This window comes from Pseudomonas sp. RW409 (assembly GCF_003184125.1).
GTDB lineage: Bacteria > Pseudomonadota > Gammaproteobacteria > Pseudomonadales > Pseudomonadaceae > Aquipseudomonas > Aquipseudomonas chlororaphis_I.
Genome location: NZ_QHHP01000041.1, coordinates 703,242 through 716,253 on the forward strand (window position 1 = coordinate 703,242; position 13,012 = coordinate 716,253).

General features: G+C 66.2%; 9 protein-coding genes. 1 reads left to right on the top strand and 8 read right to left on the bottom strand.

Features of this window, described 5'->3' with window-relative positions; all coding sequences use genetic code 11:
* The first annotated feature begins 44 nt into the window (after nucleotides 1-44).
* Nucleotides 45-1,352 carry an MFS transporter gene (locus DK261_RS23740; RefSeq protein WP_110176578.1) on the top strand — a complete coding sequence of 436 codons (1,308 nt, stop codon included), beginning with the start codon at nucleotides 45-47 and terminating at the stop codon, nucleotides 1,350-1,352.
* A 53-nt stretch (nucleotides 1,353-1,405) separates the two neighbouring features.
* Here the strand turns inward: DK261_RS23740 and DK261_RS23745 are convergent, their stop codons facing one another.
* The 8 genes from DK261_RS23745 to DK261_RS23780 form a co-directional block, all read right to left on the bottom strand.
* On the bottom strand, nucleotides 1,406-2,623 hold the full coding sequence (locus DK261_RS23745; protein ID WP_110176580.1) for an MFS transporter: 1,218 nt from the start codon (nucleotides 2,621-2,623) through the stop codon (nucleotides 1,406-1,408).
* Nucleotides 2,624-2,799: 176 nt separating this feature from the next.
* A complete protein-coding gene (locus DK261_RS23750; RefSeq protein ID WP_009049097.1) occupies nucleotides 2,800-3,513 on the bottom strand; it encodes an SGNH/GDSL hydrolase family protein in 714 nt (237 codons plus the stop codon).
* A gap of 100 nt (nucleotides 3,514-3,613) precedes the next feature.
* Entirely contained in the window at nucleotides 3,614-6,106 is a 2,493-nt protein-coding gene (locus tag DK261_RS23755) for a TonB-dependent siderophore receptor (protein WP_110176582.1), read from the bottom strand.
* 33 nt (nucleotides 6,107-6,139) lie between these two features.
* The gene (locus DK261_RS23760) at nucleotides 6,140-6,643 is read right to left on the bottom strand and encodes a RidA family protein (RefSeq protein WP_110176584.1); all 504 of its coding nucleotides are present in this window, start codon (nucleotides 6,641-6,643) and stop codon (nucleotides 6,140-6,142) included.
* Between the two features lie 37 nt (nucleotides 6,644-6,680).
* A complete protein-coding gene (locus tag DK261_RS23765) occupies nucleotides 6,681-8,255 on the bottom strand; it encodes an FAD-dependent oxidoreductase (protein WP_110176586.1) in 1,575 nt (524 codons plus the stop codon).
* 34 nt (nucleotides 8,256-8,289) lie between these two features.
* A complete protein-coding gene (locus tag DK261_RS23770) occupies nucleotides 8,290-10,437 on the bottom strand; it encodes a TonB-dependent receptor (protein ID WP_110176588.1) in 2,148 nt (715 codons plus the stop codon).
* A gap of 423 nt (nucleotides 10,438-10,860) precedes the next feature.
* Nucleotides 10,861-11,820 (bottom strand): D-isomer specific 2-hydroxyacid dehydrogenase family protein, encoded by a 960-nt coding sequence (locus DK261_RS23775; RefSeq protein WP_110176590.1) that lies wholly within the window; start codon nucleotides 11,818-11,820, stop codon nucleotides 10,861-10,863.
* A complete protein-coding gene (locus tag DK261_RS23780) occupies nucleotides 11,817-13,004 on the bottom strand; it encodes an acyl-CoA dehydrogenase family protein (protein WP_110176592.1) in 1,188 nt (395 codons plus the stop codon). Before DK261_RS23780 ends, DK261_RS23775 begins: the two co-directional genes overlap by 4 nt.
* Between the last annotated feature and the right edge of the window lie 8 nt (nucleotides 13,005-13,012).

Below are 13,012 nucleotides of genomic sequence, written 5' to 3' on the forward strand. Positions count from 1 at the left end.
CCCAGTACCCGGACCTGAAAAACAACAACAAACAGGAGACACCCATGAGCCATCTCGAAGAACCGGCACTGCCGCCGCATACCCGCGACCCGGCGAGACATCCGTCAACGACCGCCACGGCCTTCGCGCCCAAGCGCTGGCTGTACCTGATCCCGCTGATCTTCGTCACCTACAGCCTGGCGTATCTGGACCGGGCCAACTATGGCTTCGCCAGCGCGGCGGGCATCGAGCAGGACCTGGGCATCAGCAAGAGCACCTCATCACTGATCGGCGCCTTGTTCTTCCTTGGCTACTTTTTCTTCCAGGTGCCCGGCGCCATCTACGCGCAACGCTACAGCGTGCGCAAACTGGTGTTCTGCAGCCTGATCCTGTGGGGCTTGTGTGCGATGGCCACCGGCCTGGTGACCAATATCCCGATGCTGATGGTGATCAGGGTGTCGCTGGGCATAGTCGAGGCTGCGGTGATGCCGGCGATGCTGATCTTCATCAGCAACTGGTTCACCCGCCAGGAGCGCTCGCGGGCCAATACCTTCCTGGTGCTGGGCAATCCGATCACGGTGCTGTGGATGTCGGTGGTCTCGGGCTACCTGATTCATGCCTGGGGCTGGCGCGAGATGTTTGTCATCGAAGGCGCGCCGGCGGTGTTGTGGGCGTTTGTCTGGTGGCGCCTGGCACGGGACAAGCCCGAGCAGGTCGACTGGCTGAGCCGGCAGGAAAAAAACCGCTTGGCCGCCACCCTTGCCGAGGAACAGCAGGGCCTCAAGGCGGTGCGCAACTATCGCCAGGCCTTCACCAGCCCGGTGGTGATCCAGCTCTGTGCCGTGCATGCCTTATGGAGCATCGGCGTCTACGGTTTCATCATGTGGCTGCCGACCATCATCAAGCAGGCGGCTGCCACGGATATCGTCACGGTCGGCTGGCTGAGCGCGGTGCCTTATGTGGCTGCCGTCGCCGCCATGCTCGTGGTGTCCTGGGTATCGGACCGCTCCGGGCGGCGCCAATCGCTGGTCTGGCCACTGCTCGGGTTGGGCGCGCTGGCGTTCTTCTGCTCGTACTTGCTGGGGCCTTCGCACTTCTGGCTGTCGTTCGCCTTGCTGACCGTCGCCGGCGCCGCGCTCTACGCGCCCTATGGAGCGTTTTTCGCGCTGATCCCGGAAGTGCTTCCGGCCAATGTGTTCGGCGGGGCGATTGGCCTGATCAACGCCTGCGGCGCGCTGGGCGCCTTCATCGGTTCGTGGATCGTCGGCTACCTGATCGGTCTCACCGGCAATCCCGGGGCGGCCTATGTGTTCATGACCCTCGGCGTGCTGTCTTCGGCGCTGCTGATGGCGGTAGTGAAGGTCAGGCGTTGAAGGTTCGCGGTATGCGGGCGCGGGCCGCTGCCGGCCAGCGAGTCCGGGACGACTCAGCGAACCGCAAAACGAGTACGGCGAGCCAAGGCGAACAAGCCCAGGCCAACGACCAGGAACAGCCCCAGGGCGACGTTGCTGGCAGTGACGATGCCGTAGGCGTCCACCAACAGCCCCATGGGCACCGGGGTGGCGTTGAACAGGTAGACGGTGGCGTAGAAGTAGGCAATCAATTTGCCGTGGCTGTGCCGGGGCGCCAGCTGATTGACCAGGCGGGCATTGCCGACGAACAGCGCGCCATAGGCATAACCGCCGATCGCCAACCCCGGCAGGGCGAGGTACAGGGCCTGGCTGTAGCAGGCCAGGAGCAGGATCAGCAGCGTCAGGCATTGGCACAGCCAACCGCTGAGCAGCGCCTGGCGGGCGTCCAGGCGCTGGCAGTAGAGCTGGCTCAGGCCGGCGATCAGCAGGTAGGCGCAGATCACATAACCAAAGACCCCGCGGTCCTCCAGGCCAAACACCTGCTGCGCCACCTGCGGGCCGATCACGAACACACAGGCGGCGAACGACCAGCTGAAGAACACGCTCCAGGCGCAGAGGTGAAAGGGCAGGCCGATGCCATGCAAGGCTTGCCTGAGGCTGGCCGGGCGAGTGTTCTCCTGATTGGGCGCCGCCGCATCGCTGGCCGCCCGGGATGGCCAGAGGATCAGGGTCGCGACCGCCGACGCCAGGCCGAGCGCGGCGATCAGCCAGAAGGGCGATGCCAGGGGACGCAGCTCCAGCTGCAACGCCGCGCCGCTGACCAGCGGCCCCAGGGCCAGGCCCGAGACCATCGCCAGGGTCGCCACCAGGGCCGGCAACTTGTCGTTGTGCCCCGGGTTGAAACGCACCAGCGCCACATTCACCGCCGCGGTCATCACCCCCGAGCCGAGGCCGGCCAGCAATCGCGCCGCGCACAGTGGGCCCAGGGACGTGCCGTGGGCAAAAGCCGCGGCACCGACCAGCACCAGCAGGCTGGCGGGGACGAACAGGCGGCGCAGGTCGCTGACGTTGCCGGCGATCCGCGCCATGGCCACCAGGGCGATCAGCACGCCGATGCCATAGGCGCCGAAAATCAGCGTCAGGTCCAGCGCGCTCAGGTCGAACTGCTCTTTGTAGAAGGGGTAGAGCGGGGTCGGAGCACTGCTGTTCATCAGGGGCACCATCAAGGACAGCGCCAGGCAAAACAAAAAGCAGCTCGAACGCCGTCCACCGACAAGCGTGGATGCGGGCATAAGGTATCGGGTCCGTTGGGTATCGAGGGAGCGTCAGGGCGCCGGTTCAGGGCTGACAGGTAGCTGCGAACCGGCCAACCAATGATATCGAGCAGGCTGGCCGGCACCATGCGCGAAACCCCGGGGTTTATTGGCCGGCGTCCAGGGCTGGGGCTGGTGTGAGGACAGGGAGTGGCTTAACGACCGCAACGCTGGCGAATCACCTGCGCCGCTTCATCCGCGAGGATCCGGTAGAGCACCGGGGAGGGGTGGAAGCCGTCGCCGGCCATCAGGTTGGCGGCCGGCTGGAAGCGGGTCGCCAGCAATGTGCAGTGCTCCTGGCCGTCCAGCAGTTCGACCAGCAGGCTGTTGAAGCGCCGGGCCCTGAGGCCCAGGTACCAGCGCAGCGGCTGGGGCAGGGCGGGGAACAGGTGCATCGGCGGCACGGGCAGGAAGACGATGTGCCGGGCCTCGAAGCGCTCGCTCAAGAGCTCGATCAGGCGCGAGATCCGCGCCTGCCATTCGGCCGCGGCGATGGTGCTGGTGACGTCGTTGACGCCGATGGACACCAGCGCCACATCGAAGGGCTCGGCCGGACCGTCCTCCAGCAGCTGGAACAATTGCTGCGAATCCAGCCCGGACTGTGCCCGCAGTTGCCATGACAGCTGGAAGTCGTCGGCCAACCCGGCCACCAGCCGGCCGGCAATCGCCTCGTCCTGGGTGCCTGCGCCGACACCCGCCGCCGCGGAGTCGCCGAGGATCAACAGGCGCAGGGCCGGCCCGTTGGCATCGTTGTACCCGCCCTGGCGCGGGCCCTCGGCTTCCGGCAACTTGGGGGTGACCCAGCGGGTGTAAAGGCCCTGGGCGAGTAACAGCGGCCCCAGGGCCACTTTGGCGAACACGTCAGTCATGGGCAGCTACGCTCGCGGTAAAAAGGGCGACGCCTGGGGCAGGAACCCGGCGTCGCGTCGAAGCCCGGCGCCGGCGGCATTGCCTCTGCCGAGGGGCACCTCAGAAGGCATATTGCACCCGAGTGTAGTAGTAACCGCCGGTGAAGCCGAAGGGCGAGTAGCTGCCCCAGTTGTCGCCGAACGACGAGTTGCTGACGCCGATAGGGTCGGGGTACTTGTCGAACAGGTTCTGCGCGCCGACCGCCACGGTCAGTTGCTTGTCGAAGGCATAGGCCACGTCCAGGTCGGTGATCCACTTGGCCGAGTACTCGCGGTCCAGGTCCGGGTTGCTCGAGCTGTTGACCTCGGTGTAGGTGCCGTAGCGGGTCAGCCGCAGGTTGACGTCGAAGTCGCGGATCGCCCAATCGGCGGAGAAGATCATCTTGCTGCTGGGCGAGGTCTTGGTGAGCAGCGCCCGCGACTGCCGTCCCAGCAGCTGGAAGTTGCTGCCCAGGGCGCTCAGTTGCGCGGGGGTGTCGCTGACGCTGAGGATTTGCGTGTGGTTGTAGTTCAGCGCCGCGGTCCATTTCACCGAGCCGTAGCGGGCCAGGTTCTGCCGGTAATTGCCCACCACATCGACCCCGGAGGTGCGGGTGTTGGCGCCGTTGGTGAAGTACTGCGCGCCGGCGGTGGCGGGTACGCCGATGCTGTCGAGCAGGGCGGCCACCCCCGGGCCCTGGAAGCGTTCGCTGAGCACCAGGCGGTCGCGCAGGTTGATCACGTAGCCGTCCACGGTCAGGCTCAGGTCGTCGCTGGGGGTCAGGGCAAACCCCAGGCTGAAGTTGGTCGAGCGCTCCGGCTTCAGGGACTGCGCGCCCAGCGCCTGGGCGCCGGCCGAGTCCACCGGCAGGATCACGTAGTTGTAGGACTGGTAGACGCCATTGATGGTGTCGAAGCCGGTCGAGCGCGCGGTGAAGATCTGGTTGGCCAGGGACGGCGCACGAAAACCGTTGCTGATGGTGCCGCGCAGCGCAAACACCGGGTTGAACTCATAGCGGGTGCTGAGCTTGCCGCTGCGGGTGGCGCCCACGCCTTCGTTGTAGTGCTCGTAGCGCGCGGCGACGCCGACATACCACTGCTCCACGGGGTAGAAACCCAGGTCGATGTAGCTGGCGACGCTGTTGCGGCTGATCTTCTGCTCATCCTCGGGGCTGATGCCATTGGTCACCTGGGCGCCCGGGTCGGGGCGTTGCCCGGCGCGCGGGTGGCCGGCGGGAAACACATAGCCGCCATCGAGATAGGAGGCTTCGGAGCCGGCGCGGGTCTCGTAGCTTTCGCGCCGGTGCTCGAAGCCGAAGGCCACGTCCAGCGGCTTGGCCAGGCCGATCTCGTAGCTGTGCTTCAGGTCCAGGTTGCTGGTCAGCTGGTCGGCGATATAGATGCCGGAGGTGAACTTGTTCGGGGTGTTTTCCCCCAGGGACGGGTTCTGGTTGTCGTAGGTGCGCTGCTTGGCGTAGTTGCGCCCGTAGGTGCTGCTCAGGTCCCAGGCCCAGCCGCCGAAGTCCCCACCCTTGGCGCCGAACGCCGACTGGAAGTCGGTTTCGTTGATCAGCCAGTACGGGCTGTAGCCGTTGGGATAACCATTGGGGCCGGTGGTGATGGTGTTGCGGCCGTTGGGCAGGCGGAAGTTCTGGCCGTCGTTGTTCTCCCGGGTGGCCAGGGTCGAGAACGAATACAGGGTCACGGCGTCGTTCAGCGGCAGGTCGAGGTTGTAGCCGACATCGGCCAGCTGGCTGCGGGGCAGGCCGTAGCCCTTGTAGGTGTGGTGGCTGGCGCCGGCCTCGCGCGGGTCGGGCGAGCCGTCGGCCAGCGGGTAGTAATGGCTGCTGTAGCCGTTGCTGCCGGCCTTGTTGTCGCGCTCCTGGTAACGGGTGTCGAGGGAGACATTCAGCACCCCGGCCTCGCCGAGCTGGAAGCCGTAGTTGAGCGCCTCCTGGGCGGTGCCGCGCTTGCCGTCGTAGCCCTGGCCGAGGGTGGTGTCGGAACTGCCGCCGGTGGTCTGCTTGAGGATGATATTGATCACCCCGGATATCGCGTCCGAGCCGTACTGCGCCGCCGCGCCGTCGCGCAGCACCTCGATATGGTCGATGGACGCCACCGGGATCAGGTCGAGGTCGCTGGGCGCCGCGCCGCTGTTGATGCCGTTGATGTTCAAAGTGGCGCTGGTGTGCCGGCGCTTGCCGTTGACCAGCACCAGCACATGGGAGGCGGTAAGCCCGCGCAGGGTGGCCGAACGCACCACGCCGCTGGCGTCCCAGCCGGCGCGGTCGGGCAGGTTGAAGGACGGGATGAACTTGCTCAGCGCCTCCAGCAGGCTGGGTTTGCCCACCGCCCGCAGTTGCTCGCCGGTGACCACGTCGATCGGCGTCGGGCTGGTGGTCACGGTGCGTTCGGTGGCGCCACGGTTACCCGTGACCACCACCGTGTCGAGGGTCGGCGAGGCGTTTTCGGCGGCCCCCAGGTTGGATGAAGCCAGGCCGCAGGCAATCGACAGCGGCAGCAACAACGGGCGATAGACCGCTGCAGTACGTCGGGCAGTTGAGCGCTTGAGCATGAGAGGGGCTCCTGAATATCGGCTAGGTCCGGGTCACTTCTTGCGCGCGGCGACGGCTTCGATTTCCACCAGGCCGCCCGGCAGCGGCAGGGCGACCACCTGCACCGCGGTGCGCGCCGGCTTGTGCGGCTGCTCGGCGCTGCCGAAGAACGGCGAATAGCCTTGCTGCAACCCGGCGAAATCCAGCTTGCCGCCCTTGGCCGGGTCGCCTACCAGAAACACCCGCAGCTGGATCACGTCCCCCAGGTCGAGGCCCTGGCTGCGCAGCACGCCCTTGAGCTTGTTGAGGATCGAAGTGGTCTGGGTCGCGGTGTCGCCGTAGGCGGCAAAGGAATCCTTGGGCGCTTGTGGGTCATGCAGGTCGGCGAGCAGGCCGCTGACGAACAGCAGCTCGGTCTGCGCCGGCACCGCCACCGCCAGGGAAATCGGGAAGTTGGAGTTGGGCAGGGCGATGCGCTTGATTTCGTCGGCGTGGCTGAGGCTGGTGAAGGCGGTGGCGGTCATGAGCAGTCCTGCGAGCAGCGTGGTGGTTTTCATCGGTCGGTCCTTCTGTCTTGGGGAAAAATGGGGGGAATCAGGCAGCCACACCCGGTTGCTGGCGTTCGGCATGGCGGCCGATCAGGCTGACGATGCGCCGCGCCGAATCGGCGGCGCTGTTCTGCCAGATGCCGACGCCGCCATGGGCCAGGGCGTCGCTGGCCAGGTAGGTGCGGCCCTGGGGCTGGTTGAGGATGTGGTAGGCCTGCTCGCCGACCTCGTCGTTGACGATCCACGGGCCTTTGCTGAAGGGCACCCTGGACCAGTTGATGGCCACCGGTTTTTGCAGCTTGGCGCTGTGCCCGGGGTGCAGCAGTTCGACGGCCTGGCGCGAGGACGCGAACTGCTCGGCCAGGGATTTGCGGCTGAAGGCCTGGGCCGCTTCGCTGGTGTTGTAGGCGGCGACGAGGATGCCCTGGGCGCTGTTCAGCCGGTCGCTGGGGTACCACAGGCCTTTGACTTCATGGTCCAGGTAGGACAGCCCGCCAAAGATGTTGAAGTCGGTTTCCCAGAAGCGCGGCGACTGCCAGGCCACCTTGTTCGCCTGGTCGCTCTGGGCGCTGAGGATCGCCTGCTTGAACGGCGTGCTGAAGTTGTTCGGCAGCCTGGCCAGCAGCGGCAGGGGCACGGTGACGATGGCGTAGTCGGCGCTCAGGGTCTGGCTCTTGCCGGTCTGGCGGTCCTTGTAGGTGATGCGGCTGCCTTGCTCGGAGGTCTGGATGTCGCTGACTTCGGCGTGGAAGCGCACCGCGTCCTTGAGCTGGTCGTAGAACGCCAGGGGGATGCGGTCCATGCCGCCCACCGGCTGGAACATGGTCGAGGAAAACTCGGGGATTTCATCGAACACCAGTGCGCCCCACAGCTTGGGATTGAGCAGGGTCTGCAACTGCAGCGGCGCGCGGGTGATGCCGGTCTGGTCGCCGGCGCCGGGCAGGCGGGTGTAGCCCGAGCGCACCGAGCCCTGGTATTTGAAGTCGGCGTTGAGGTCGCCATAGACCTTGAGGAAGTTCAGCAGTGCCTGGCGGTCGTCGGCGCTGAGGTCCTGGTCCAGGGCCTTGCGGCTGACGCTGCGTGCCAGCAGTTCGGACAGTTGGCCACGGCTGTCGTTGACCGCCTGGCGCAACTGGAACGCCGGCTGCCGGGCGTCCGGCAAGGCCAGGGCATTGCGGCTGCTGTTGACCAGCACTTGCAGCTCGACACCCAGCTCGCGGCAGTAGCCGAGGAGGGTCTGGTGATGGCTGGGAATGCGCGCCGGGCCGGCGTTGAAGAATTGGCCCTCATCGAAGTCCACGGTCTGGCTGACGCCGTCGTCGAACTCCACCTTGCTGCCGCAGCGCAGGGTCCAGTTACGTCCGCCGACCCGCTCGCGGGCCTCGAGGATGGTCACGCTGAAACCGGCCTTGCGCAGTTCATAGGCGCTGACCAGCCCGGAAATGCCGGCGCCGACCACCACCACATGCTTGCCTTTGCCGCTGCTGCCCAGTTGCAGCGGGTCGAAAGCCGCCGCCACGGCCTTGGGCGCGAGCCCCAGGGCATCGAGGGCGCCGACGGCGGCGGAATAACCACCGACGGCGGCGATACGGGAAATCAGTTGCCTGCGGGTAAAAGCCATAAAGTACTCCTTGGCGTGTTTGCCGATGAGGGGGTCAGAGGTCGTAGCGCACGGACAGCAAGAGGGTTCGCGGGTCGTTGACGGCGTAGTAGCGGGCACCACTGGACGGCACGTAGCCGACCGACTGCGGGTAGGCGCGATCGAGCAGGTTTTTCACCGCCAGGGTGGTGGTCCAGTGGCCGTCGCCGGAGATGTAGCGGGTGTTGGCATTCCAGAAGGTCTGCCGGGGGATTTCCTGGATGTCGTCGTTCAGCGCGTTGGCGTAGGACCTGGTCTGGAACTGCGCATCGGTGCCGGCCAGCCAGGTGCCGGGCAGGCCGGCGGGGAGGGTGTAATTAAGGCCGACACTGGTGTTCCAGCGCGGCGAGAACACCAGTTGCTTGCCGTTGGCATCGACCCCGGCGCCGCTGGCATTCTCGAAGTCGTCGTACTGGCTTTGCAGGTAGCCGAGGTTGAAGGTCAGCTGCAAGTCGTTGGTCAGGGCGCTGAGGGTTTCCAGCTCGACCCCGTAGGTGTGGGCCTGGCCGACGTTGGTGCGCAGGCTGACGCCCAGCGCCGGGTCGTAGGCATTGGTCTGCAGGTCCTTGTAGTCGTTGTAGAACAGCGCCAGGTTGGCCCGCAGGCGACGGTCGAAGAAGTCGCCCTTGAAGCCGGTTTCCCAGGTGGTCACGTCTTCCGGGGAAAACGCCTGCTCGGCGGCGGCGCGGGTCGGCGCGCGGTTGTCGTAGCCACCGGCCTTGAAGCCCTTGGCCACGTAGGCGTACTGGTTCAGGTGCGGGGTCCAGGCGTATTCGAAGCCGAGTTTCGGGCTGGTGGACTGCCAGGACTTGCTCGAATCGGCGCTGAAGTTGGTACCGGTGATTTGCCGGTTGGTGGTAATCGCGTAATTGTCGTACTCGAAATTCTTGTGCTCGCGGGTAAAGCGCAGCCCGGCGATCAGCGACAGCTGCGGGGTGATCTTGTAGCTGCCCTGGCCATAGAGCGCGTAGCTCTCGGTGTGGGTGGTGCTGTACTGGCCCTGGCCGATCACCCGGTTGCGCGCCACCGAGTAGGTGAGGTTGTCGCGCTCGGCGTCGAACTGCTCGCGGTACAGGTACAGGCCGGTGCTGAAGCTGAAGTCGTCGTAGTCGCCGTTGAGCTGGAATTCCTGGGTGGCGTAGTCCTGCTTGTAGAGGATCAGGTTGTTCTGGATCAGCGCCGCCTGGCCCGAGTTGTCGTAGTCCACCGGCTGGTGGAAGGCCGAGTAGGCGGTCACCGACTTGAGGTTCAGGTGCTCGTCGATCGCGTAGATCGCCCGCAGCACCGAGCTGCCCTGGTCGAGGCGGTTTTTCGGATCGAGGCTGCTGTAGCTCTTGAACTTGTCGAAGCGGCCGTTGGCATCGAAGGGTGTGTAGCTGGTGGTGTCGCCGCGGTCGAAGGTGCCGGCCAGGGTCAGTTGCACATCCCAGGGCGAATCGTCCGGCTTGTAGCGCAGCTTGCCGCGGTACGACTGGATATCGACGTTGTTCACGTCCTTGCCGCGGGTGGGGTTGGAGACGGTGCCGTCGCGGCTCAGGCGGATCGCCGAAAAGCTGCCGAACAGGGTGTTGTCCACCAGCGGCCCGCTGATCAGCAGGCGGCCGTTGCGGGCGTCGTAGTTGCCGGCGCCGAGTTCGAGGAAACCGCGGGTTTCCTGGGTCGGGTCGCGGGTGATCACGCGGATCGCCCCGGCGCTGCTGTTGCGTCCGTACAGGGTGCCCTGGGGACCGCGCAGCACCTCGACGCGCTCGACGTCGTTGAAATCGAGCATCGAGGAAATCGCCCGCGGGATGTACAGGTCGTCGGCGTAGACCGCCACGGCCGCTTCCTGGATCGGATCGGTCTCGCCGATGCCACGGATACCGTAGGTCTGCGCGCTGTAGGAGATCGACTGGCGGCTGAGGCTGAGGTTCGGCACCTGCCCGGAGAGATCGCGGATGCTCTTGATCTGCTTGTCTTCCAGGGCTTTTTCATCGAACGCGGAGATCGCCAGCGGGGCCTTTTGCAGGTCCTCGGCATGGTGCTCGGCGGTGACGGTGACCACTGGCAGGGCGGCCTTGTCGGAGCCCTCCTCGGCGTGGGCCGACAACCCGGCCAGGTTCAGCGAGACGCCCGCGCTGAGCGATACGGCCAGCGTCAGGCGGTGTGCGGTGAAGTGCTGCATGGTGAACCCCAGGTGTGTAGGTTGGCGTTGTTTTTTTCGGGCAAGGCTGCGCCGGGGCCATGCTGGGAAAGCCATGGCGGCGGGGGGCTTGGGCCGGTTTTTCAGGTTCGGGTGGCGCAATTGACCGTGGAGTGGTGTCGGCCGGAAAACGCAATTCCATGGGCCTCCACCTGGTCGGGTGGTCGGTGCTGGATGTAACAGTATTTGTATAAATACGCGGTGTAAAAGTCTGAATAGTTATAAGTTAATTATAAAAATATGTAATTTAATGCGAGTAATAAATGCGTATTCCTGATGTTTATTTTTGGAATCCGGAAACCAAATCGCGGGCAAGTCGGATCGCCGCCCGCTCGCTCCTACAGATCACACATAACCTGTAGGAGCGAGGCTTGCCCGCGATAGCGGTGGCGTGCCTGGCGCTACTTAATAGCCGCGCTCAAGATTCGCCGGGTTCTCCAACGGCTGCCCGGCAAGAAAGCGCTCGAGATTGGCCAGGAAGCCATCGGCGATGTCATGCCCGCTGTTGGTGGAGATCGCCGAGGTATGGGGCGACAGCCGCACCCGGGGGTGGTGGTACAGCGGGTGGCCGTCGGGCAGGGGTTCGGGGTCGGTGACATCCAGCGAGGCCAGGCCGATGCGCCCGCTGTCCAGCGCGTCGAGCAGCGCCGCATCCTCCAGCAGGCCGCCGCGGGCGATATTGATCAGGTGCAGGCCGGGCTTGGCGCTGGCCAGCACCTGGCGATTGACGATATGCCGGGTCGCCTCGGTCAAGGGCGCGGCCAGCACCAGATGGTCGCTGCGGCTGAACAGCTCATGGATATCCCGCGCCGCCTCTACGCCCTCGACCTCGAGCGGCGCCTGGCTCTGGCGCAGGGCGAGCACATTCAGGCCCAGGGCCCGGGCCTTGCCCGCCAGGCTGCGGCCGATCGCGCCAAAGCCGAGAATCCCCAGGGTGCTGCCCTTGAGCGGGGTCAGCGCGGTGAAATGCCACTGCGCGTCATGCACCCAGATTTCGGGCAGGTGCTTGGCCGCGGCGAAGATCGCGGCCAGGGCGAACTCGGCGATGTTCTCCGCCGCGTTGCCACGCAAGGTGCTGACCGGCGGGCCGTTGAACAGCCACCGGGGGTAGAAGTCGATGCCCGACGACACCACCTGGATCCAACGCAGCGCATAGGGCCAGCCCGGAGGCGGGGTGTCCGGCGCCAGGTAGCCGCGGACATTGATCGGCCGCGCCAGCAGGATGCTGACCTCGGCCGGCAGGTCGCTGGGCACGCCGGCGGGCACGTCGAGCACCCTGGCCCCGGGGTGGGTCTGCTCAAGGCGCTGGCGGATCACCGCGTTGAAGTCGGCATCCAGTTGGCTGGCGATAACGAGTGGGGTCATGACTTGTCCTTGTTCTGACGCTGGGCGAATACCGCCTTGCCGACGCCTTGCAGCACGGCATCGTTTTGCGGGGTGTGGACACGACCGCACAGCACATCGCGGTAATGCCGTTGCAGCGGGCTGTGGCGCGACAGGCCGGGGTTGCCGGAAGCCTCGATGGCCAGCTCGACCGCGCGAATCGCATTGCCGGTCACCAGGTATTTCAGTTGCGCGGCGTTGCTCGCCGGCGTATGGCCCTCGGCGGCGGCATCCAGCAGGCTGCGGTTGGCGAACAGCAGGGTGTCGATATGGCCGACGGTTTCCTGGAAGCGCGGCAGGGTCGCCAGGGCGGCGCCGAGGTTGGACGGCTTGCGCGTCTCCAGCCAGTCCACCAGCCAGTCCCGCGCGGCCTGGGCGATGCCGTCGTAGACCGCCGACAAGAGCACCGCCATCCACAGGAAACCCTCGCTATCCAGCTCCGGCTGCGGCGCGCTCCAGGGGCTGACGCTGACGGCGTGGTCCAGCGGCACCAGCACGTTGTCGAACAGCACTTCATGGCTGCAGGTGGCGCGCATGCCCAGGTGGTCCCAGTCCTCGACGATGCTGATGCCAGGAGTGTCCTTGTGCACCAGCCAGGCGCCGACCAGCGGGTCTTCGTCGGTGCTGCGGGCCCAGACGCTGAACCAGCTCAGGCCATGGCTGCCGGTGGAGTAGATCTTGCGCCCGCTGAGGCGCCAGCCGGCGGCGGTACGCCGGGCGATGGTCGCCGGCAGGCCGCCGCGGGCCGGGGTGCCGAGGTCGGGCTCGACCCGCAGGGCGTTGATCAGCGCACCGTCGCGCACCGCGTCGCCGGCCACCCGCAGGCGCAGGGCTTCGGGCCAGCTCTGGCTGTCTTGCAGGCGCGAGTGCTGCAGGTACTGCATGACCAGGATCAGCGCGGTGGAGGGTTCGCCCTTGGCCACCGCGCTGATGACCTTGCGCGCCTGGGCCAGGCTGGCGCCGCCACCGCCCAGGTGCTTGGGCACCGTCAGGGCCAGCAGGCCGTGCTGGTGCAGCAGGGCGAAGTTGTCCCGGGGAAAGGCGCCGCTCTCGTCATACAGGTGGGCCGTGGCGCCCAGTTGCTGGCCGATGCGTTGCAGCAAGGCGTCGAAGTCGGCGACCTCGACCGGGTGCAGCACGGGCGGCAGGGGAGAAGAAAGACTCATGGTGACTT

Bases quoted from the DNA above. Each gene is read 5' to 3' on its own strand.
- DK261_RS23770 (WP_110176588.1), bottom strand. From the start codon at position 10,437: ATGCAGCACTTCACCGCACACCGCCTGACGCTGGCCGTATCGCTCAGC.
- DK261_RS23765 (WP_110176586.1), bottom strand. From the start codon at position 8,255: ATGGCTTTTACCCGCAGGCAACTGATTTCCCGTATCGCCGCCGTCGGT.
- DK261_RS23750 (WP_009049097.1), bottom strand. From the start codon at position 3,513: ATGACTGACGTGTTCGCCAAAGTGGCCCTGGGGCCGCTGTTACTCGCC.
- DK261_RS23775 (WP_110176590.1), bottom strand. From the start codon at position 11,820: ATGACCCCACTCGTTATCGCCAGCCAACTGGATGCCGACTTCAACGCG.
- DK261_RS23740 (WP_110176578.1), top strand. From the start codon at position 45: ATGAGCCATCTCGAAGAACCGGCACTGCCGCCGCATACCCGCGACCCG.
- DK261_RS23760 (WP_110176584.1), bottom strand. From the start codon at position 6,643: ATGAAAACCACCACGCTGCTCGCAGGACTGCTCATGACCGCCACCGCC.
- DK261_RS23745 (WP_110176580.1), bottom strand. From the start codon at position 2,623: ATGCCCGCATCCACGCTTGTCGGTGGACGGCGTTCGAGCTGCTTTTTG.
- DK261_RS23780 (WP_110176592.1), bottom strand. From the start codon at position 13,004: ATGAGTCTTTCTTCTCCCCTGCCGCCCGTGCTGCACCCGGTCGAGGTC.
- DK261_RS23755 (WP_110176582.1), bottom strand. From the start codon at position 6,106: ATGCTCAAGCGCTCAACTGCCCGACGTACTGCAGCGGTCTATCGCCCG.